Origin of the sequence: Phaeodactylibacter xiamenensis (assembly GCF_000759025.1) — a bacterium.
In the GTDB taxonomy this organism is placed as follows: Bacteria; Bacteroidota; Bacteroidia; order Chitinophagales; family Saprospiraceae; genus Phaeodactylibacter; species Phaeodactylibacter xiamenensis.
In genome coordinates this window covers 12,531-34,111 of the sequence record NZ_JPOS01000019.1, presented here as the reverse complement: position 1 = coordinate 34,111, position 21,581 = coordinate 12,531, and the positions used below count along the sequence as shown (strand labels likewise).

Here is a 21,581-nt window from a genome sequence, read left to right as displayed (position 1 = left end):
GGCGCCTTCTGCAAATCTGCGGAAGGCGCCTTTTGTATGTCTAAATCAAATCCGGATTTAATCCAGTGTCTGCTTAATTTCTACGATCTCATAAGCTTCAATAATATCGCCTACTTTGATGTCATTGTAGTTCCTGACCGACAAACCACACTCCATGCCAGACTTCACCTCCCGAACGTCATCCTTATAACGCTTGAGGGAAGAAAGCTCAGCCGTTTGACCCTCTTTCACCGGATAGGTCACAATGCCATCACGGATAATCCGGATCAGTGAGTTGCGGTTGATTTTGCCTTCCTGTACGAAACAGCCGGCAACGGTGCCCACTTTACTGATTTTGAAGGTTTCGCGAACCTCAACCTGAGCAGTAATCTTCTCCTCTTTGGTTGGTTCAAGCATGCCTTCGATAGCAGCACGGACTTCCTCGATTGCTTCGTAGATAATGGAGTAGGTATTGATTTCCACACCTTCCCGTTCCGCCAGCTTCCGGGCTCCCATAGAAGGACGAACCTGGAAACCAATAATAATGGCATCAGAAGCAGAAGCCAGCAGTACATCAGATTCAATGATCTGACCTACAGCTTTGTGGATCACATTCACCTGAATGGACTCGATAGACTGTTTGATTAGGGAATCTGATAGTGCCTCTACAGAGCCATCCACATCACCCTTAACAATCAGGTTCAGTTCTTTAAAGTTGCCCAGTGCAAGTCGGCGCCCGATTTCATCAAGGCTGATACGCTTCGTAGCACGGTTGGCTTGTTCTCTCGAAATCTGAGCCCGCTTGGTGGCCAGTATTCGTGCTTCCTGCTCATTTTCCATCACCCGGAAACGCTCACCAGCCTGTGGTGCTCCGCCCAGACCTAACACCAGGACAGGGCTGGAAGGCCCAGCTTCATCCACGCGCTTTCCGCGCTCATTGAACATCGCTTTCACCTTACCTGAGTGCTCACCAGCAACCATTGGGTCACCAATCTTGAGCGTACCTGTCTGTACCAGTATTTTGGTGACATAGCCCCGCCCTTTGTCAAGAGAAGCTTCAATAACCGCACCCACCGCTTCACGGTCAGGATTAGCCTGAAGCTCGAGCAGTTCTGCTTCGAGCAGGATTTTCTCCAGCAATTCGTCAATACCCTGCCCGGTCTTCGCTGAGATATCCTGAGACTGATATTTACCGCCCCATTCTTCCACCAGGAAGTCCATGGAAGCCAGCTCTTGCTTGATCCGTTCGGGCTGTGCCCCCGGCTTATCCACCTTATTAATGGCGAATACCATTGGAACACCTGCCGCCTGTGCGTGGCTGATAGCCTCTTTGGTTTGAGGCATGATATTGTCATCTGCAGCGATAATAATCACCGCAATATCCGTTACTTTGGCACCACGGGCACGCATGGCCGTAAAGGCTTCGTGACCAGGTGTATCCAGGAAAGTAATCTTTTTAGTGATATCATCTTCTTCACCGAGGACTACTTCGTAGGCACCGATGTGCTGTGTGATACCTCCGGCCTCATCATCAGCCACTTTCTCCTGTCGGATATAGTCAAGCAAAGATGTCTTACCGTGGTCAACGTGCCCCATAACGGTTACGATTGGTGCGCGAGGCTCCAAATCTTCCGGGTCATCGATGATTTCTTCTTCTTCTTCATCTTCTTCCCCGGCATTGATGAACTTCACTTCGTGGCCAAACTCTTCGGTGACCAACTCGATAATTTCCGCATCAAGGCGCTGATTGATGGAGACGATCACGCCAAGGTTCATACAAGTAGTGATGACATCCGTGACGGCAACATCCATCATATTGGCGAGTTCCTGAACGGAGATAAACTCTGTGACTTCCAGGAACTTGCTCTCCATTTCCTGCTCGCGCTCTTCCTGACGCTCTCTTAGGCGTTCACGGTTATCACGGCGCAGCTTTTGGCGTTTACGCTTAGTGCCACCCCCGGAAATCCGGGCCATGGTAGCCTTGATTTTATCCTCAATTTCTTTTTGGGAGACCTCCTTAACTTCATCGTCCTTCTTACGGCCCCGCTTGGCGGTACTGCGGCTTCTGCCCTTAGCCGTTCCGGACTTTCCTGAACCACTATCAGAAGGAGCAGCGACTTTTTTGCGCTTTCTCCTGCGTTTTTTGCGCGGCTCATCATTTGAAGCCCCGGTGGCCCCTTCTTTCTTTGGTTCCTCTTTCTTCTTTTTCTTACGGCTGGACCGATCGACTTTATCTACATCGATTTTACCCAGAATTTTGAGGCCTCGAAGTTCTGGAGCTTCTGCTTTGACCACGCCCGTAGGCTGTGAAGCTGCCGCATCGCCAGTTTCGGTTGCTTTATCAGAAGACCCTGCCTCCTTGCCGCCGGTTGGAGCCTCCGCTGCGGTTGGCTTGGACTTTTCGTCTGAGCTTGCTGCCTGTGCCTGTTCTGGTGCGTCGTCTGCCTTATCAGGTGTAGATGGCACGTCCCCTTTTGCTGCCGGAGTAGCCTCAGGCTTGGGAGCCTCTGTTTTAGACTCCTCTTTTTCAGGAGCTTTAACTTCTTCCTTAGGTTCCGGAGCGTCTTTCTTTGCAGCTGGTTTTTCTTCTGCAGGCTCCGGTTTGGCAGGTGGTGCCTCCGTTTTGGGCGTTACAGGTTCTTCCTTTTCTGCTTTTTCAGATTCCGCTTTGGGCGGCGTTTCTGTTTTTTGTTCCTTTGGCTGCTCCGCAGGCTGTTTGCGGCCTTTATTGGAAGCGTCCAGGTCAATTTTGCCTAATACCTTCAACCCTGTTCTCCTTTCAGCAGGCTGTTCTGTTTTTTCCTCTTCTGGCTTCGCTTTGACTTCAGGCGATGGAGCAGCTTTTTCAGGAGCAGCAGGTTTTGGAGCAGCAGGTTTTTCTGTAGCGGGAGTCGTCTTCTCAGTGGGAGGCGGCACTTTCGCAGCCGGTTTTTTAACCTCTTCCCTGGGTTTGGAAGCAGACCTTTCCGGCATTTTGTGTTCCCCTTTTTCAGGTTCTTCTGCGGAGGGGCGATTGCCAATCACTAATTGATCAGCTTTTTCCTTGATAGCGATAGACTTTTGGAATTCCTTGAGGAGCTCAGTATACATTTCGTCCGAGATCTTAGCGGTAGGCTTGTTCTCGATCTCGAACCCATTGTTAGTAAGGTGCTCTACTATGGTAGAGGTCCCAACATTTAATTCTTTAGCTATCTTAACTAAACGTTTCGCCATTATAAAGTTTTAGTACTTTTTGCAACGTCTGCAGATAGGCAAGAGCTTCTCTTTTCCTTTACATATCTTACTATCTTTTTTGGATGAATAAAATAGAAAGTAACATACCAAAAGCTTTCAACCTACGCTACAATAATCAGGCTTAGTAAGAGGGCTTTCTCAATTAGAAGAGCCTGATCTGACCGCAAAGATAAGAGGATTAACCTCTAATCTGTAAAAATCTACACGGTAAAACAGCAAAAAGCCTTCAGGCTGAAGGCTTTTATGCCGCTTTTCACAAAACCCGAACGCCAAAAGCGGCGCACGAGTTCCCAAATTCCTTAATTAATCTTCAAATTCTGCTGCAAGAATGCCCAGTACTTCTGCCACGGTCTCTTCTTCAAGGTCAGTACGGCGCAGCAACTCATCTTTGCTAAGCTCCAATACTGAACGGGCGGTATCACAGCCAATGGCTTTCAGGGACTCAATTACCCAGCCATCGATCTCGTCAGTAAATTCTTCCAAATCGACATCGTCGATCTCAATTTCTTCAACCTGATTGCGATAAACATCAATCTCGTAGCCCACCAGGCGGCTGGCCAGTTTAATATTTGTACCGCCTTTACCAATCGCCAGAGAGACCTGATCGGGCTCCAAAAAGACCTCCGCCCGCTTGGTTTCCTGGTTCAGGTCAATTCTCGTGATCTTAGCCGGCGTCAGAGCACGCTGAATGAACAGCGTCTCGTTATTGGTGAAGTTGACGATGTCGATGTTTTCATTGCGCAGTTCGCGTACAATGCCGTGAATACGGGAACCTTTCATACCTACGCAGGCGCCCACCGGATCAATACGGTCATCGTAAGACTCCACCGCTACCTTCGCACGGTCGCCAGGGATACGCTCAATACGGCGGATGGTAATCAGGCCGTCCTCTATTTCAGGTACTTCCTGCTCCAGGAGTTTCTCAAGGAACAGCGCATCCGTGCGGGACATAATCACAGCCGGGTTGTTGTTGCGCATTTCCACCGCTTTGATGACGCCGCGCACCATATCTCCCTTACGGAAAAAGTCACCGCGGATGGTCTCGGTGCGGGGAAGCACCAGCTCATTGCCGGTAGCATCATCTAAAACCAGGAACTCCCGCTTCAGAATCTGATGCACCTCACCAACCACAACTTCGCCAATACGCTCACTATAGCTGCGGTAGATTTCGTCTTTCTCCAGCTCCATAATGCGGGAAATCAGCGTCTGACGGGCAGCCATAATTGCCCGGCGGCCAAAGTCCTCCAGGTGCAATTGTTCATAACACTCTTCTCCAATCTCGTAGTCCTCATCAATAGAAAGGGCTTCAGAGATAGAAATCTGACTACGGTCATCCGTCACCTCGCCATCAGGAACAATCTCACGTACACGCCAAAGCTCCAGGTCACCCTTGGTGGTGTTCACGATGACGTCGAAGTTCTCATCTGTACCAAATTTCTTACGGATGAGTGTCCGGAAAACGTCTTCCAGTACACGGACCATTGTAGGGCGATCTATATTCTTCCCGGTTTTAAAGTCCGAGAAGGTTTCCACCAGATTCATCATGGTTCAATGCTATTTGAAGGCAGCCTGCCTGACCACCTGCTCTAATTTTTAAAATGTAATTTTCACTTTCGTATGCTCGATACTGCTAAAAGAGATTTCAGTCTCCACCACCTCCGTCTTTTTGCGCTTACCTTCCTGTACCCGTACTTTCTCTTCCAGCACGATATGGTCTTCTTCCACTTCCAGGAGCGTACCCGTGCGCTTATCGCCATCGTTGAGTTTGACTTCGACTTTGCGGCCTATGTTGCGCGGATACTGCCGCTGCATTATCAGCGGGCGGGAGATACCGGGCGAAGACACCTCGAGCACATACTTTTCGCCCAGCCATTGCTCTTCATCCAGGTATTGCTCCAGATAACGGCTGATTTTATGGCACTTTTCGAAGGTGATCCCAAAATCACTGTCCAGGAACACATCAAGCTTATTGTGCGCATGCAGTTTCAGGTCAACCAGAAAGCAATCGGCAAAAGCATCTTCACGGAATTTCTCTTCCAGCAGGGCGGCAATTTTATCTTCTACCACAGGATCTCAGCGTTTTTTTAGCTCTCTTTTAAGCAACTGCAACAAAAAGAGGGAACGTTTTGGCGTTCCCTCTTCCGAGTTTTGCTGTCTTGTTTCGCAAATATACAGCCTTATTCACTGAAAAGCAACACACTGCGGCATATTTGATGGCAATACGAACGTTTTTTTGTGCCATCCTTGGTCTTTCAGTTATTTTTGAACGGATTGTGGCCCCGGCCAAACCAGCCTGTACTATATTTGTTGGATCAATAATTATTGACGCAAGGAAAAAGACCACTATGAAAGTCGACGAACTGCTGCACCGGGCACTCCACCTTGAGCACCTCTCCACCGAGGAAGGGGTATTTCTTTTTGAAAATGCCTCCACTGCTGAGCTTATGCATGTAGCCCACAAACTGCGCAAGCAGCATGTGCCGCACAATAAAGTGACCTGGATTATTGACCGCAACTCAAACACCACCAACGTTTGTATCGCCAATTGCAAATTCTGCAATTTCTACCGGCGCCCCGGGCACGAAGAGTCCTACACGACAAGCATTGAGGAGTACCAAAAAAAGATAGACGAGCTCTATGCCTACGGCGGCCGTCAGTTGCTGTTGCAGGGCGGGCACCACCCTGACCTTGGGCTGGCCTTCTACGTCGACTTGTTCCGGCAGCTCAAAGCGTTGTACCCTGACCTCAAGCTCCATGCCCTCGGGCCGCCCGAAATTGCCCACATTACCAAACTGGAAGGTAGTACGCATACCGAAGTGCTGCAAGCGCTGAAAGATGCCGGGATGGACTCGCTGCCGGGAGCCGGGGCTGAAATACTCGCCGACCGGGTACGCCGCCTCATCTCCAAAGGTAAATGTGGCGGGCAGGAATGGCTCGATATCATGCACGCGGCCCACAACGTCGGGCTGACCACCTCTGCCACGATGATGTTCGGCCATATCGAAACCAACTGGGAACGTATGGACCACCTGGTGCGCATCCGCGAAGTGCAGGCCATGAAACCAGAAGGTGCCAAGGGCTTTATCGCCTTCATTCCCTGGCCCTTTCAGGATGAGGATACCATTCTCAAGCGGCTCAAGCGGGCACGCAATACCTGCACAGGCGATGAGTATGTGCGCATGATTGCCATGAGCCGCATCATGCTGCCTAATATCACGAACATTCAGGCTTCCTGGCTGACAGTAGGCAAGCAGGTGGCACAGCTCTGCCTCCACGCCGGTGCCAACGACTTTGGCTCTATCATGATTGAAGAAAATGTGGTCTCCGCTGCCGGCGCCCGTTTCCGCTTTACGGCTGATGGCATACAGGAATCTATTCGCGAAGCCGGGTACATCCCGCAACTGCGCAATCAGGAATACGAGCACATCGAACTACCGGAAAATATCGTACAACAGGAGCTTGACCACGAGAAAATGATCGTCGATTAACGGGCTCTGATCTCAGTCACCAATACTTTTATGTCAACACCACTTTTCGATCAAATACAGGAAGCAGTTTCTTTCATCAAAGGGAAAACTGTAACACTACCCAAAGTAGGCATCATTCTGGGCACTGGCCTCAGCAATCTGGTCGACCATATCGAGACCGAAGCAGAGATTGCCTATGCTGATATCCCTCACTTTCCCGTCTCCACGGTACAGAGTCACAAAGGCAAACTGGTCTTTGGGCACCTGAAGGGCATGCCGGTGATGGCTATGGCGGGACGTTTCCATTACTATGAGGGCTATACCGCCAAACAGATTACTTTCCCGGTGCGGGTCATGGCAGCGATGGGCGTTCAGCGCCTGGTCATTTCCAATGCCGCAGGTAGTGTCAACGCCAGTATTGAAGCGGGCGATATTGTCTTCATCCGCGACCACATCAACCTACACCCCGAGAACCCACTACGGGGCGAAAACGACGAGCGCCTGGGCCCGCGCTTCCCTGATATGCTCAACGCCTACGACCGCAGCCTGAATGCCAAAGGGCTCGCTGTGGCCAAAAACCTGGGCATCCGCGCTCACGAAGGCGTTTATCTCAGCCTGCAGGGCCCCAACCTGGAGACCCCGGCGGAGTATAAATTCGCTCATGTAGTCGGCGCAGATATGGTAGGCATGTCTACTGTGCCGGAAGTGCTGGTGGCCCGGCATGCCAACCTCCCCGTCCTGGTCCTCTCCGTAGCGACCAACAAATGCTACCCAATCGAAGAGCTCACGGAAACTACCGTTGAAGAGGTCATTGCAGTGGCACAGGGTGCAGAGCCCAAAATGCGGGAGATTTTGTCGGGTTTGATGCCGGATTTATTGCCGGAGGGGTAGGCTGCAGCAAGCCCTGCAGCGTAAAAAGCGGAGAGCCTGGCTGAATCTGCACTCTGCTACCATTACTGGTTTTTCTGTATCTTCACCCAAAACCGGATGTGCGATGGCTAAGGTTAAATTTCCATATGGGGTCAGCGATTTTAGCATAATTGCCAGCAACGGGTATACCTATGTTGACCGTACACAGTTTATTGAGCATCTGGATGAACTAAATACCCGGTACCATTCATTTCTACGCCCTCGCCGCTTTGGCAAAAGCCTGGCCCTTTCGGTCATGGAGCACTACTATGGCAAGGTGCACAAAGACCGGTTTGAGCAGTTGTTTGGCCCGTACTATATCGGGCAAAACCCTACGCCCCAGGCCAACGCTTACATCGTTCTAAAATTCGATTTCAGTGGTGTAGTTACCGGCACCACCGATAATCTTCCTCAAATATTTACCAATCAGGTCAAGGAGAGTATCCTGAAGTCACTGGCGCCCTATTCGGCCACTTTCCCGAACGGCGCACTGCAGGCATTAGACCAGGCTGCTAATGCCAGTGAAGCCCTCAACATAACCTTCCGCCTGATAGTTACGCATTGCCCGGAGGAAAAACTCTTTGTCCTTATCGATGAGTACGACCACTTCACGAATGAGATCATTGCATTTAACTACAATGATTTTGAGGCCATCGTCAGCCAGAATGGCTTCGTGCGCAAATTCTACGAAATTCTCAAGCAGGGTACGGGCTCGGGCGTTGTTGACCGCATCTTCATAACCGGTGTTTCGCCCATTACACTCGATAGCCTGACAAGCGGCTACAACATAGGCTCCGACCTGACCCTCGATCTCCAAATGCACACCTTCATGGGCTTCACAGAAAGGGAGGTGAGCGGGCTGCTCCAGATGGCGGGTGTGTCTAATGATGAACTGGATCAAATCATGGCTGATGTACAGACTTGGTACAATGGTTACCGGTTCAGCCATAAAACTCACGAAAAGCTGTACAACCCTGACATGGTGCTCTACTTTGCCTCCGCTTATGCGCAGTACGGTGAGTACCCGGAGGAATTGCTCGACGCCAATGTCGTGAGCGACTATGGCAAAATGCGCCGTATGTTCCGCGTTGGCAACGAAGTGGCCAACTATGAAGTAATTGAAGATATTTTGGGCGGAGGCACTGTAAAGGAGAAGATTACCAGGATATTCAGCTTTGAGCGGCATTGGGCTAAAGCGGATTTTGCAAGTCTGCTGTTTTATATGGGCCTGCTCACCATCAAAGGTTCAGAACTTGGTTTTATAGACTTTGGCATTCCCAACCATGTCATCAAGGGTCTTTACTATAATTTCTTCCAGCAGTCACTGTTGCAGCGCACCGAACTACAAGTAGACGACCTGAGGGTAAATCAAAGGGTGAGTACCCTGGCCCTGGAAAACGATATGAGGCCGCTGGCTGAATCACTGGAGCTGGTGCTAAAACGCCTTGACAACCGTGATGCCCGTGGGTTTGATGAGAAAGCCATAAAGGTTGCGCTGCTCTCGCTGCTCGTACCTCCCGAAATCTATGCCGTTTACAGCGAGTATGCCATAGGGCAGGGCTATGCCGATATTGCGCTCCTTCGCCGCCCCCCCATCTTGCAGCCGAAGCGGCAGCACCTCATCGAGCTCAAATACCTGCGAAAAAGGGAACAAGCAGGCCTGGAAGAAAAGGCTGCAGAAGGCCGTGCACAATTGCAACGCTATCTTGCTCACCCAGACATTACCCGCCATGGTGACTTTTGTGGCTGGCTTCTTGTGGTTGTGGGCTATGAAGTTGCTTTGCTGGAAGAGGTGCGCCTACCAAACTAAGGTACAGGCATCCCACTTTCTCAAACGTCACCTCATACCGATAAACCCAACCCACTTATGACTATCGCAATCCCTGACCTGATCGCCATTTTCCTTTCCGGGTTTGGCATACTGCTCTGCCTGGTGGTGGGTGTTCAGCTGTTGGTGCGCAAAGAAGGGATGCGGCAGTACAACCTGCTCCTGGGCGTACTGCTGATCCTCTACGCATTGACGCTCAGCAACGGCCTCTTTGCCATGGCGGGCATCTATGCGCAGTATCAATTCCTGTATTCCATCCCCATCAATTTCAGCCTGAGCCTGGGGCCGCTCTTTTACTTTTTCGTGCGGTCGAGGGTACAGCCTTCCTTTAGGCTGCAGCGCCGGCACCTGCCCCACTTATCCTCCCGGCGCTACAATTCCTTTTTTATTTGTCGATTAGATTTAGAAGCGCGGCCTATAAAAGCTGGATTTGGCGGGAAGTGATCGCCCCCTGCGGACAATTTGTAGAGGAGGGGCTGGTCATTTTACTTGCCCTTGGATACCTGAGGGCAGCTTTCCGTATGCTTCAGGATATCCCGGAAGCGTTCTGGAAAGGCCCTGTCTACCGCTGGCTTCGGCGGTTCACTATCTCTCTGGCGTTTCTGTTTCTGATTAGTTCCGGTTACGAAATCCTGGATTGGATACTGTATGGCTTTTTTGAGTACAACCTGTTCAATACGCCCTGGCTGGCTTTCCCGCTGAAGTTGTCCTATGCTGGCATCAGCCTGTTGAGCGGGTACCACGCCTATTTGTACCAACATCAGAGCCTGATCCTGCCGGAAGCGCCCAAACCACCCGCTGAAGAGCCGGAACTCTCGGCCAGAATTGATGCAATACTTAAGGAAAACAAGCCTTATCTCGACCCTGAACTCAGCCTGGAAGCCTTTGCCAAGCTTTTAGGCGTGCACCGCAACACCGTATCCAAAGTACTCAGCAGCCGGGGCGAATCCTTCCGGGGATTAGTCAACCGGTACCGGGTGGAAGAATTTATCCGGCTCATGCAGGAAGGGCAACACGAACACCTGACGCTGCTCGCTATCGCCTTCGAGTCGGGCTTCAACTCTAAAGCCTCTTTCAACCGCGCCTTCAAAAGCCATACCGGTAGCTCGCCCACCGCGTTTTTTCAGAACTGAAAATGTTTTCCTGGCTTGAATAGGTCCGGTAATCCGGCTCATTATGCATTTCGAGGCGCTGTAAAGCCTTTGAAACGGCACTTTTGCAGTATTGTGGATCAAAAAATCAATGCATCATGACCAAGCAATCTTTTTGCCGGAATCTGGTATTCCTGCTCACTATCGCACTCAGTGCTTGTGCTTCCTATTCTACCATTGGCATTCCCGCCGGAGAAGAATTTGTACTGGGCGAACAGGAGAACAGCAGCTTTCGCGCTGAACTAAAAAACCTGAGCAGCGCAACTCTAAATGTCAGGACTATAGATAAAATAACCGGCGAACAAACACAGGGCTTCACCCTGCCTGGCAGAGGGCAAACCCAACTTCGGGCAGGCAGGCGGGAAACGGTCCTGCTTTCCAATCCCACCACGAGAGCCGTGAAGGTGAAGGCCAGGCTAAGTAAATCTGTTGAAGGGATGCGCTATCAGCAAATGCCGGAAACCAATCCGTCCAATGACAACCAAATTAAGGCTGAATTGGTATCCGGAAGGCTCCTTCAGAAAGACAGCCTACTCGCCGATATTGACCTGCTTGAGCGGGCGCTCACCGAGATACACCCCGGTATCTACCGGTACAATAGCCCGGAAAGCATCAACCGGGAATTTGACCGCCTCAGAGCCCAGGTTTATGCAGGCATGACCGAAGCTGCATTTATGAAAATACTGGCGCAGTCCATCAAAAAAATCCGCTGCGGGCATACCTACCTCAACCCCTGGAATATGAACGCAGCCTTGCGGGAGCGCATGTTCGGTGGCCGTATCTATTTCCCACTTGGCTTCAGTATCCTCAATGAGCAATTTATTGTGACCCATAATGCTTCGGAAGCCTCCGGGATAAGGCCAGGAGCAGCGATTACATCCATCAATGGCATTTCAGCTAAAACAATTTTGGACAGCTTATCCACGATTGCCAAAGTGGATGGGAATAATAACTCACCGGTTCCACATTACCTGTCGGTCAGCAACGTCAATGCCAGCCACTGGAATGCCTTTGACTTGTACTTCCCGCTGTTCTTCCCGATGGAGGACGCTGCTTTCACAATTGACTACCAAAATTATGGAGCGGAACCCATGCAAACGGTTACCCTGAAGGCTTTGAAAAAGGAAGAGCGGGAGGCCGTTATGAAGCAGCGGTTCAGCAACTCCGTTTCAGACAACAATCGCTGGTCTCTCGACCTCAGCAATCCTGACCTTGCCGTGATGCGCCTGAATACATTTGCTATTTGGAAATGGAAAGACTTTGATCAGGCAAAGTGGTTTAAGCAGTCCTTCAGGACCATCCGCCAGCTTGGTATCTCCAATCTAGCCATTGATATCCGGGGCAACGGGGGAGGGCTCAGCGAACCCAGGAATGAACTCATTAGCTACCTTATCCAGAAAGAACTGGGCTGCAGCGATGGAGGCAAGGTACTCATACGGACCACAAAGGTAAACCCTGTCTTTCGCCCCTACTCCAGGACCTGGAATGAAATCATCTTCGAGGGGCTGCCGCCACAGTTCTATACCCGTTATGACGATACTTTTTTCGAGCTTAAAGAGGAGGCAGGTTGCAGAAATATATCCCCTAAGAAGAACCGTTTCAAGGGCCAGGCCTTCATCCTGGGCGGTCCGGGTAACGTGTCGGCTACGTTCACTTTATTGCAAAAGGCCAGGCATTACGGTTTTGCCACTTTCGTTGGGCAGGAGTCCGGCGGCAATCAGCAGGGGATTAATGGCGGTGAATATCTCTTTTTTTACCTGCCGCACAGTCAGATGGAAGTGGACATCCCACTCAAATACCTTGCTCCTCCTGGTGAACGACCGGATGAAGGTGTTGCGCCGGAGGTAGAGGTTACGCTTACCCAGGAAGATATTGCTCAAGGGCAGGACCCCTGCATAGATTACATTCTTGAGGTTATTAAGTAAGAATCGGGGCATCCACACCATGATCTGAACAGGTTAGCCAGACAGGGGGTTGGAGCAGACTTTAGTCCTCTGTTTTTCTGGTGTCGGCTTATCCTAAAAATAAGACATAGCAACTACGCAGAGTAAAACCTCGGCGCTCCAGGTTTGTTATACTTCTGTACACTAGCCACTAAGCTAGTCTGGCAGAATTTTTGTAATTTTGCGCCGCTTTTAACCAATAAAACCACGTATGCAAACCACTGCGCCCTACCACCCGCAACATAAAGTTCGGATCGTGACTGCCGCTTCCCTGTTCGACGGACACGATGCCGCCATCAACATCATGCGCCGAATCATGCAAAGCTCAGGCGCTGAAATCATCCACCTCGGCCACAACCGCTCCGTACAGGAAATTGTAGATACCGCCATCATGGAAGATGCGCAGGGCATCGCCATTACCTCCTATCAGGGTGGGCACACCGAATTCTTTAAGTACATGCATGACTTACTAAAAGAGCGGGGCGCCGGCCACATCAAGCTCTTCGGCGGTGGGGGCGGTACCATTCTGCCGGAAGAAATTGAGGAGCTGCACGACTATGGCATCACCCGTATTTACTCCCCGGATGATGGGCGGGCCCTGGGCCTGCAGGGCATGATCAATGATGTGCTGGAAAAATGCGATTACCCCGTGGGCACCAATCTCAACGGCGAGCTGAAGCAATTTCAGGAAAAAAACCCGCGTGCATTGGCCCGCATGATCTCCGCTGCCGAAAACTTCCCGGAAGAAAACCGCGGCTGGCTGGAACAACTGCGCAAAGATATCGAAGGCAAAACCATCCCGGTGCTGGGCATTACAGGCACCGGCGGGGCAGGCAAATCCAGTCTGGTGGATGAGCTGGTGCGCCGCTTTCTGATGGACTTCGATAATAAGACCATCGCGATTATTTCCGTGGACCCGTCCAAGCGAAAGACGGGCGGCGCACTGCTGGGCGACCGCATCCGCATGAATGCCGTCACGGGCAACCTGGCGCAAAACCGCGTCTACATGCGCTCCCTGGCCACCCGGCAATCTAACCTGGCACTGTCCAAGCACGTACAGGACGCTATCGACATCCTCAAAGCCGCACAGTACGACCTCATTATCCTGGAAACCTCCGGCATCGGGCAGTCCGATACGGAAATCATCGACCACTCCGATATGTCGCTCTATGTGATGACGCCGGAGTACGGGGCCGCCACGCAGCTGGAGAAAATCGACATGCTCGACTTCGCGGATGTGATTGCCATCAATAAATTCGACAAGCGGGGCGCACAGGATGCCCTCCGGGATGTGAAAAAGCAGTATCAGCGCAACAACATGCTCTTCGACAAATCACTGGACGAGATGCCGGTCATTGGCACCATCGCCTCTCAGTTCAACGACCCGGGCATGAATAAGCTCTACCGCACTCTGATGGACGTGCTCGCTGAGCGCACCGGGGCCGACCTGAAGTCCGACTTTATGGCCGGTGATGAGGTGAGCGAAAAGATATTCATCATTCCGCCAAGGCGGGTGCGCTACCTTTCGGAAATCTCCGACTCCAACCGTAATTACGACGACTGGGTGGACCGGCAGGAACAAGTGGCACGCAAGCTCTTTGCCCTTAACGAATCCATCAAAGCGATTGAGGCGGAGGACAACCTGCCCAACAAAACCGAAACCCTGGCGAGCCTGAAAAAGGCCTACGAGGAAGTGGAGCTGGGGCTGGATGGCTACTGTAAGCGCATCATCGAGACCTGGGAAGACAAAAAGGCACAGTACAAAGCCGACGAATTCATCTATCAGGTGCGGGGCAGGGAAATCCGCGTGCCGACTTTTACGACCTCCCTGTCGCACTCCCGCATTCCCCGTGTAGTCCTGCCTCGCTTCAAGGACTGGGGGGAGATCCTGCGGTGGTCCCTGCAGGAAAACGTACCGGGAGAATTCCCCTACACTGCCGGCGTTTTCCCCTTCAAGCGCAAGGGGGAAGACCCCACGCGGATGTTTGCCGGAGAAGGCGGCCCGGAGCGCACCAATAAGCGTTTCCACTACCTGTCCGAAGGCATGCCCGCCGCCCGTCTGTCCACTGCTTTCGACTCGGTGACGCTGTACGGAGAAGACCCGGATTACCGCCCGGACATCTACGGCAAGATTGGTAATTCCGGTGTGAGTGTCTGCTCCCTTGATGATGCCAAGCGGTTATACTCCGGCTTTGACCTTTGCGACCCCAAGACGTCCGTCTCCATGACCATCAACGGGCCGGCAGCCACCATCTGCGCCTTCTTTATGAATGCTGCTATCGATCAGCAGTGCGAAAAGTACATCCGCGAACATGAGCTGGAGGACAAGGTCGAGGCCAAGCTAAAGGAATTATACGACGATCGCGGGCTGCCCCGCCCGCAGTACCGCGCCGATATGCCCGAAACCAATGATCAGCTCGGGCTGCTCCTGCTGGGCGTCACCGGCGATCAGATTTTGGAAGAAGGCATCTACAACGAGCTCAAAGCCAAAGCGCTGTCCTCCGTTCGCGGCACGGTGCAGGCCGACATCCTCAAGGAAGATCAGGCACAGAACACCTGCATTTTCTCCACCGAATTCAGCCTCAAGCTGATGGGTGATGTGCAGGAATACTTTATCTGGAATAAGGTGCGCAACTTCTACTCGGTTTCCATCTCCGGCTACCACATTGCGGAAGCAGGCGCGAACCCGATCACGCAGCTGGCCTTCACCCTGGCCAATGGTTTCACCTTCGTGGAATACTACCTCAGCCGGGGCATGGACATCAACGACTTTGCGCCCAACCTGTCCTTCTTCTTCTCCAACGGGGTAGACCCCGAATACGCCGTCATCGGCCGGGTCGCCCGCCGCATCTGGTCCAAGGCCATGAAGCAGAAGTACAACGCCAATGAGCGCTCGCAAAAGCTGAAGTACCACATTCAGACCTCCGGCCGCTCGCTGCACGCGCAGGAGATCAGCTTCAACGACATCCGGACCACCCTGCAGGCCCTGTACGCCATCTACGACAACTGCAACAGCCTGCATACCAATGCCTACGACGAGGCCATCACCACGCCGACGGAGGAAAGCGTGCGCCGCGCCGTAGCCATTCAGATGATCATCAACCACGAGCTGGGGCTGGCCAAGAATGAAAATCCACTGCAGGGCGCCTTCATCATCGAAGAGCTGACCGAGTTGGTGGAAGAAGCGGTACTGATGGAGTTCGACCGCATCACCGAGCGGGGTGGCGTACTGGGCGCTATGGAGACCATGTATCAGCGCGGCAAGATTCAGGATGAAAGCCTCCACTACGAGATGCTCAAGCACACGGGCGAAATGCCGATCATTGGGGTGAATACCTTCCTGAACAAGGATGGGTCGCCTACGGTGCGCCCCGGGGAGGTCATCCGCGCCACCAAGGACGAAAAAGAGGATCAAATCAAAGGCTTGCGCGAACTGCACAAAGCCAATGCTAACCGGGGAGCGCAACACCTGAAGCAGCTACAGCAGGTCGCCATCCAAAACGGCAACCTCTTTGAAGCACTGATGGAAGCGACTAAGCACTGCTCGCTGGGGCAGATCACACATGCTTTGTATGAAGTCGGTGGACAGTACCGGCGGAATATGTAGAGAAAACGGAACCGCTTTTCAGAGTAAGCTGTTCCTATTTATAACCCTCCCGGTCAGGGCTCACATAAATTTGATCCGGAGTAGGTTTTAGTTAGGACTGCTAAAAAGAATTTTCATGGACTCTGCACAAAAACTCCCCCTAAACGACCAGCAACTTGAGATCCTCAGGTTGTTCTCACGTGAACTGGATGAAGAAGATCTGCGTGAGATTAAAAGGTTGATCGTAGAATACCTGGCTCAAAAAGTGTCCCACCTGGCCGATGAAGCCTGGGAAAAAAATAATTGGTCGGACGAAGACATGGACCGGCTGCTGGAAACGCATGAACGCACCCCCTATGACCCTGAAAATTAAGCTATTGTGAAAGTGGTGCTGGATACTAATGTGCTACTCGTTTCCATTTCTCCGAAATCCAGGTTTCGCCCAATTTTCGATGCCTTTATTACGGAGAGGTACAAACTTTGCGTCACGACAGATATTCTTGCAGAGTATGAAGAGGTCTTGTCCAGGCATATGGGCAATGAATTAACAGAGTACGCTTTGCAGCTTATAGAAAATGCTCCAAACGTTCTTTGGACTACCAAGTACTTCAAATGGCAGCTCGTCGAGTCAGATGCGGACGATAATAAATTTGTAGACTGCGCGATCGCGAGTAATGCTGACTTTATTGTAAGTAACTGACCTTTCGCACGCGAAAGGTTATGATAATTGAAAAAATTAGCAGTATTCAGGGTGCTTGGCACAGCAAGCCCGCTCAGTGCATGGCACTGAAAAAGCACTCGCATGAACAAGTTAATCAAAGCCTTACCCCAAAAGAGGGGTGGCTAGCCCATCCGGCGGTCCAATTGCAGGGACATAGGCTTTGAGCCTTTGCACCTCTTGAAAAGCCGCCCTGAGGGCATTGACATAAATTTTGGTTTTTAGGGCAAAGTGGTTGGTCTGCTCTTTTGCAGACAGCAGTTCGAGTTTAGTCCAGGCAATCATGGCAGCAAAAACATGGTTGCACTGGGATGTCTCGTGCTTGGTGGGGGACTTTTCCAGCCCCACGTTTTGTTTGAGCGATTTGTGGAATACCTCCACTCCCCAGCGTGTCCCGTAGGTTGTGCAGATAGCTGGGCCGCTTAGCTCCAGATCGTTGGTGACCAGGTACAAGTCTCCAGTTGAGCCGTCTTGGTTTATAAAGACCTGTTTGACCAGCTGGACTTGGAAGTCCAGCCCTTTAAGGTAAACAGTAATGGCCTGGCCTGCTTGCAGTTCTAGCCCGTCGACTCGGTGGAACTTGCCTTCCAGTTTGTCTTCCATGGTAAGGGCAGCCTTGCGGTTGCTCTTTAAGGCACTGATAAAATGCTTGCCCAGCTCATAGTGCACGAACTCAAAGTTCTCCTTGGCAGCAAACCAAGTGTCCCAGACCACATAGCGGAAGGGCACGCGGTTGTATTTGACAAGTGCAAAAAGCTGGTCGCGCAGCATCTCGTTCTTGCTGCGGGGGCTGCGCTTCTTTACCTGCCCGCTTTTGGTATCCACGTATTCTTGCGACTTGCGCACGATCTCAAAAGCAACAGGCAGCTCTATGCCCTGTGGGCTCTGGTAAAGGAAATTCAGGATGTTGATCCCTTTGGTGTGCCCCGCTTTCGGCTTCTTGGAGTGGTCCCAGTGCCAAGTGACCACTTCATTCTCCGTAGAGTGCGGCTTCTCCTCGATCGTGTCATCTATCTTGATGACCGCGTCCGGGTGCTCCACTTTACGTACCAAAGGCTTTATGCAACGCCAATAGTCCTTTGCCGTGAAGGCTTCCTGCCCTAAAAAACGGCTGATCTTGTCATGGCTCAGTGCCTGATCGGTCAGCTCGGACAAGCCGGTGGCTGTCGCCATGCGAAACGATGCCAGCAGGTAGTCCGAATACAAGTCTAGTAACTTTGGGTCTTTCATCTTTCGCTCCTTTGAGCTGCAAGATAACTGCCCTGACATTATTAATCAATTTTCCAAATATTTCGCGTGCGAAAGGTCAGTAAGTAATGATAAACACTTTAATGTACTACACGATCTATCTTTTCCCAAGGTCAATGTCCAAAAAGCGGCGGCATTTCTTAAATTGATGCAAGAGTAAGTAGATATTGTTGGTAATTGCACCCTATTATCTTTTTATCTTTATGCCCTTCAATTTATTGGGTCAATAAAGTACAGTTTTCTATTTACAAGTCTGTACAGGTAGACTGCTTACCCACCGCCCCCGACTTAGAAGCATAGTAACCAACTGTCAACTATATATAAAAACAACTATGGGCAATCGGTTTCTCATTTACTGCATAAAAGGCCTGGCAGCGATTGGGCTGCTGGGCATCTTTGCCTTATCCGTTGCGGTAATGCTGTACGGTATGGTAGAGACGGTACACGCGGCAGGCGGTATCCTGCAGAATCAGCACTCCGAAAAAGACATCATCGTAATTGTGGTGGGCATTGTTGATTTTTTTCTGCTCGGCATCACCGCCCTGCTTGTAGCGGTAGGCTTGTATGAGCTATTCTTTAAACCGATCGCCGGCCTGCCCGACTGGATCAACATCAAAAACATGGATCAGCTCAAGGTCATGCTCATTACGGTGGCGATTTTAGTCATGAGTATTTCCTTCATGGGCAAAGTCGTCACCTGGAATGGGGAGGACGATATTATGGGTTATGGCGTTGCTTTGGGGCTGGTGATTATTGGGCTGAGCTACTTCCTGAGCATCAAGCAGAAGAAAGAAAGTTAGCACTTGTGCAAAAGCGCCTGAAGGCTCTGTATGGCTGGTGCAAATGGCACAAGTGCAATAGAAGACTACTTCGCCCTGTACTGATGAGAGGGGTTGTGAAGAGGATAGTTTCTGATAAGCCGTCAATGATTAATGATTCGTTATGAAAGGAAAGGAGATAGATCTTAATGATGGGATACTAAAAGTATTCATAGAGCAGATTCGCCCAAAAGAAATAGAAGTTCGAAAGCAATTGGATATGGGCTATTCTTGGGACGGTAGTGTTGCTCTAATCTATGAAATTCGTCCGCAATGGGACAAACCCGAGAATATACTGCATCACGAATTTGCCAAAATACGCTATTACAAATCACGTGGCGAATGGAACTTGTACTGGATGCGTGCCAGCGGAAAATGGGAGGCATACGAACCTTATCCCGTTGCTACACATTTGCAGGAATTATTAGAAGTGATTAAAGAGGATAAGTACCATTGTTTTTTTGGATAACCCAGATGAATGAATAGATACAATCCACATATTCACCACCGGCCAGCATAAACGCAGGTGGGGCGCTTAGCCCCACTTGCCGTTTTATGCCGTGTTATGTCCAGTTCATTCTTCTCTTCACCATGTATACCCCACTGTCAAGTCAAAACGCAACGGATTATCCCACTCCCATATTTGGTCCGTTCTAGGGTCTTTGACAATACGATTGAAGATAATCCTGTCAATCTTCTGAAAGTTGACCACCCTTGAATGCAGGCCTACTATCAATTTGCCGAGCCTGTAATTCACTCCAAGCCTCAATTGGATATCATCCAATTCAAACCTAGCTTCCGTATATGGAAATCCAGCATTACTTACTCTTGAATCTATGATGCTTCTTTGAATTAGCCAATTCAATTCAATCTCAGCTGAGACAGATAAGCGTTCACTCATTCTAAAAAAAGAATTGATATTTATCGGTGCCTTTACCTTATGGTATCTGTCTTGAAGTAATAGTATATCATCAGAACCTCCTTCAATAAAGTACTTATGATCAAAAGGTCTACGGAAGGAAGCAACTTCATAGTTTAGACCAAACCCGCCATAGACCCCTATAATACCTGAAGCCATTATCATTCTCTGTAATAGTAATTCAATTTGGTAAGTACCCCATTGCTTATCATACTGCTCTGCCAGTAATTGCTCTTTAAGAGCATAATCGAACAATCGCTTATCGTGTTTTTCTATGCCAAATTTGGTTCTTACTATCCAATCGCCAAAAATTATAGACTGTCCATGTAATAATTTTGAAACGAGTATTAACCCTGTAATCAACAATATCTTTTTCATAGCTTCACTATTTTTTCGTGATAAATCACTCCATCTGCATTCAATTGCAGCACGTAAAGTCCGGATAGCAAATCAGCCATGTCCACTTTGAAGTTATGGGAGTACTCTTCAATCGTTTTTACCACTTTTCCATCCGTAGAAATTAGACTGGCGGCTATTCTTGTACCAGGTATATATCCCGAACATATGACCTCAATAAACTCATTTGCTGGGTTAGGAAAAACATCCGCTTTAAATTTCGCTGCACCTGACAATGTCTCCCCTTGTTCGCCCACACATATTTCAGTCGGAAATGAGTGCAATTCAAAAGTGCACGGCCTTCCTACAAATAGGTCGTACTCTACTTCGGCATCGTTACATCCCTCGGCTGATAGTGTATAAATAAGAGTTGCAGGCCCTGAAGAAGTATTATTTCCCCAAAGTGGAGCTGTGACTCCGTTTCCACTACCCGGTGACGCAAATAAATTCGCTGGTTCGACTCGCCAAGTAACTGTCTTGACACAAGGCATATTGTTTATCAAGGTATAAGTTTCAGGATCAGTGCATAATACTTCTGGCCCTTCGATAAAAGGGTGCTGCATACAATCCATAGTATTTGGATTTGTAGAAGCTCCCAGCCAGTCTATTAGTCTTGAGTTCGGCGTTCCATTTCCTCCCCACGAAACATCAAACCGTCCGAAAAATGTACCTTTGTCAGGATCGCAAGGTTCAAGTCCATCTCCTCGGCTATCAATACCCATAATGCGTTGGTTAATACCGAATAATGAAGCCCCTGAGCTTCCACCTTCAGTAGTTCCAATATCCCAATCATCGACAAACCAATCAAATGCTTGAGTTGCGGGAGGTGTATTATCAATTGATATTTTTTTGACGTCGCCAGCAGGATGATGTATACATGTTACAACACCATGATTAGGTGTTGTTGTCCTGTCCCAACCAGAAAATGAAAGATTATCTTCTTGATTTAAGGCATCATTCAATTCTACCAATAAAAAATCAGTGTCTCCCCATCTAGCATCAATGGTAGCACCAAAATAAGGAACCCACTGTAATGGATTGGGTTCCTCTGATGGATCACATACAGGACTTTCGTAATTAAACCTAAAATTCCAGTCTATGGGATCGACTCCGCTAATGGTAAAACAATGATTAGCAGTTAAAATATATGGAGTCAAATCGCAACAATCATTATTGATCAATGACCCGCTACATGAACTTTCTCCGATAATTATTTTACATACTGAGCTAATTTGACAATCCCATTCGATCCCTTGTTCGCATGCTACATTTACATTACATGACGCAGAGGTTCCAAAGTCACTGTCATAAATTTCATCCATCAACGTGATAACACCATGGAAATATAAAGGGATGTCAACCGAAAAAGTAAAATTCACAGAAGC

Annotated in this window: 17 protein-coding genes; 11 read left to right on the top strand and 6 right to left on the bottom strand. The window is 49.9% G+C overall.

Going from position 1 to position 21,581, the window contains the following annotated elements:
- Window positions 1–57: 57 nt before the first annotated feature.
- The 3 genes from infB to rimP all read right to left on the bottom strand — a co-directional run bounded on the left by infB (window position 58) and on the right by rimP (window position 5,280).
- A complete protein-coding gene (gene infB, locus IX84_RS08655) occupies window positions 58–3,192 on the bottom strand; it encodes a translation initiation factor IF-2 (RefSeq protein WP_044218892.1) in 3,135 nt (1,044 codons plus the stop codon).
- Between the two features lie 324 nt (window positions 3,193–3,516).
- Complete coding sequence (gene nusA / locus IX84_RS08650) at window positions 3,517–4,755, bottom strand: transcription termination factor NusA (protein ID WP_044219181.1); 1,239 nt, start codon at window positions 4,753–4,755, stop codon at window positions 3,517–3,519.
- 51 nt (window positions 4,756–4,806) lie between these two features.
- Window positions 4,807–5,280, bottom strand: a complete 474-nt coding sequence (gene rimP, locus IX84_RS08645; RefSeq protein ID WP_044218889.1) for a ribosome assembly cofactor RimP — start codon at window positions 5,278–5,280, stop codon at window positions 4,807–4,809.
- A 278-nt stretch (window positions 5,281–5,558) separates the two neighbouring features.
- On the opposite strand from rimP, the gene mqnC reads away from it, so the two are divergent.
- The 9 genes from mqnC (at window position 5,559) to IX84_RS08600 (ending at window position 16,797) form a co-directional block, all read left to right on the top strand.
- Window positions 5,559–6,701 carry a cyclic dehypoxanthinyl futalosine synthase gene (gene mqnC / locus IX84_RS08640; protein WP_044218886.1) on the top strand — a complete coding sequence of 381 codons (1,143 nt, stop codon included), beginning with the start codon at window positions 5,559–5,561 and terminating at the stop codon, window positions 6,699–6,701.
- Window positions 6,702–6,731: 30 nt separating this feature from the next.
- Window positions 6,732–7,571 (top strand): purine-nucleoside phosphorylase, encoded by an 840-nt coding sequence (locus tag IX84_RS08635; protein ID WP_044218884.1) that lies wholly within the window; start codon window positions 6,732–6,734, stop codon window positions 7,569–7,571.
- Between the two features lie 103 nt (window positions 7,572–7,674).
- Window positions 7,675–9,399, top strand: coding sequence for an AAA family ATPase (locus IX84_RS08630; RefSeq protein WP_044218881.1), 1,725 nt, complete (start codon window positions 7,675–7,677; stop codon window positions 9,397–9,399).
- A 57-nt stretch (window positions 9,400–9,456) separates the two neighbouring features.
- Window positions 9,457–9,861, top strand: a complete 405-nt coding sequence (locus IX84_RS08625; RefSeq protein ID WP_044218880.1) for a hypothetical protein — start codon at window positions 9,457–9,459, stop codon at window positions 9,859–9,861.
- Window positions 9,807–10,550: a helix-turn-helix domain-containing protein gene (locus IX84_RS30840; protein WP_152604970.1), complete on the top strand. Its 744-nt coding sequence runs from the start codon at window positions 9,807–9,809 to the stop codon at window positions 10,548–10,550. Before IX84_RS08625 ends, IX84_RS30840 begins: the two co-directional genes overlap by 55 nt.
- A gap of 116 nt (window positions 10,551–10,666) precedes the next feature.
- Window positions 10,667–12,493 (top strand): S41 family peptidase, encoded by a 1,827-nt coding sequence (locus tag IX84_RS08615; RefSeq protein ID WP_044218877.1) that lies wholly within the window; start codon window positions 10,667–10,669, stop codon window positions 12,491–12,493.
- 229 nt (window positions 12,494–12,722) lie between these two features.
- On the top strand, window positions 12,723–16,118 hold the full coding sequence (locus IX84_RS08610) for a methylmalonyl-CoA mutase family protein (RefSeq protein WP_044218875.1): 3,396 nt from the start codon (window positions 12,723–12,725) through the stop codon (window positions 16,116–16,118).
- Window positions 16,119–16,233: 115 nt separating this feature from the next.
- On the top strand, window positions 16,234–16,470 hold the full coding sequence (locus IX84_RS08605) for a hypothetical protein (RefSeq protein ID WP_044218872.1): 237 nt from the start codon (window positions 16,234–16,236) through the stop codon (window positions 16,468–16,470).
- Between the two features lie 6 nt (window positions 16,471–16,476).
- On the top strand, window positions 16,477–16,797 hold the full coding sequence (locus IX84_RS08600) for a putative toxin-antitoxin system toxin component, PIN family (protein ID WP_052515881.1): 321 nt from the start codon (window positions 16,477–16,479) through the stop codon (window positions 16,795–16,797).
- Between the two features lie 123 nt (window positions 16,798–16,920).
- On the opposite strand, the gene IX84_RS08595 is transcribed toward IX84_RS08600, so the two are convergent.
- Window positions 16,921–18,045 (bottom strand): IS701 family transposase, encoded by a 1,125-nt coding sequence (locus tag IX84_RS08595; RefSeq protein WP_044218870.1) that lies wholly within the window; start codon window positions 18,043–18,045, stop codon window positions 16,921–16,923.
- Window positions 18,046–18,395: 350 nt separating this feature from the next.
- Here IX84_RS08595 and IX84_RS08590 point away from each other — a divergent pair, with 350 nt between their 5' ends.
- Together IX84_RS08590 and IX84_RS08585 are read left to right on the top strand one after the other, a co-directional pair.
- Window positions 18,396–18,863, top strand: coding sequence for a YqhA family protein (locus IX84_RS08590; protein WP_044218867.1), 468 nt, complete (start codon window positions 18,396–18,398; stop codon window positions 18,861–18,863).
- Between the two features lie 142 nt (window positions 18,864–19,005).
- A complete protein-coding gene (locus tag IX84_RS08585; protein ID WP_044218864.1) occupies window positions 19,006–19,350 on the top strand; it encodes a DUF3024 domain-containing protein in 345 nt (114 codons plus the stop codon).
- Between the two features lie 117 nt (window positions 19,351–19,467).
- Here IX84_RS08585 and IX84_RS08580 read toward each other — a convergent pair whose 3' ends face one another.
- Window positions 19,468–20,178 carry a hypothetical protein gene (locus IX84_RS08580; protein WP_044218860.1) on the bottom strand — a complete coding sequence of 237 codons (711 nt, stop codon included), beginning with the start codon at window positions 20,176–20,178 and terminating at the stop codon, window positions 19,468–19,470.
- Entirely contained in the window at window positions 20,175–21,575 is a 1,401-nt protein-coding gene (locus tag IX84_RS32415) for a T9SS type A sorting domain-containing protein (RefSeq protein WP_081968669.1), read from the bottom strand. The genes IX84_RS08580 and IX84_RS32415 overlap by 4 nt, the downstream gene beginning before the upstream one ends.
- Window positions 21,576–21,581 lie beyond the last annotated feature (6 nt).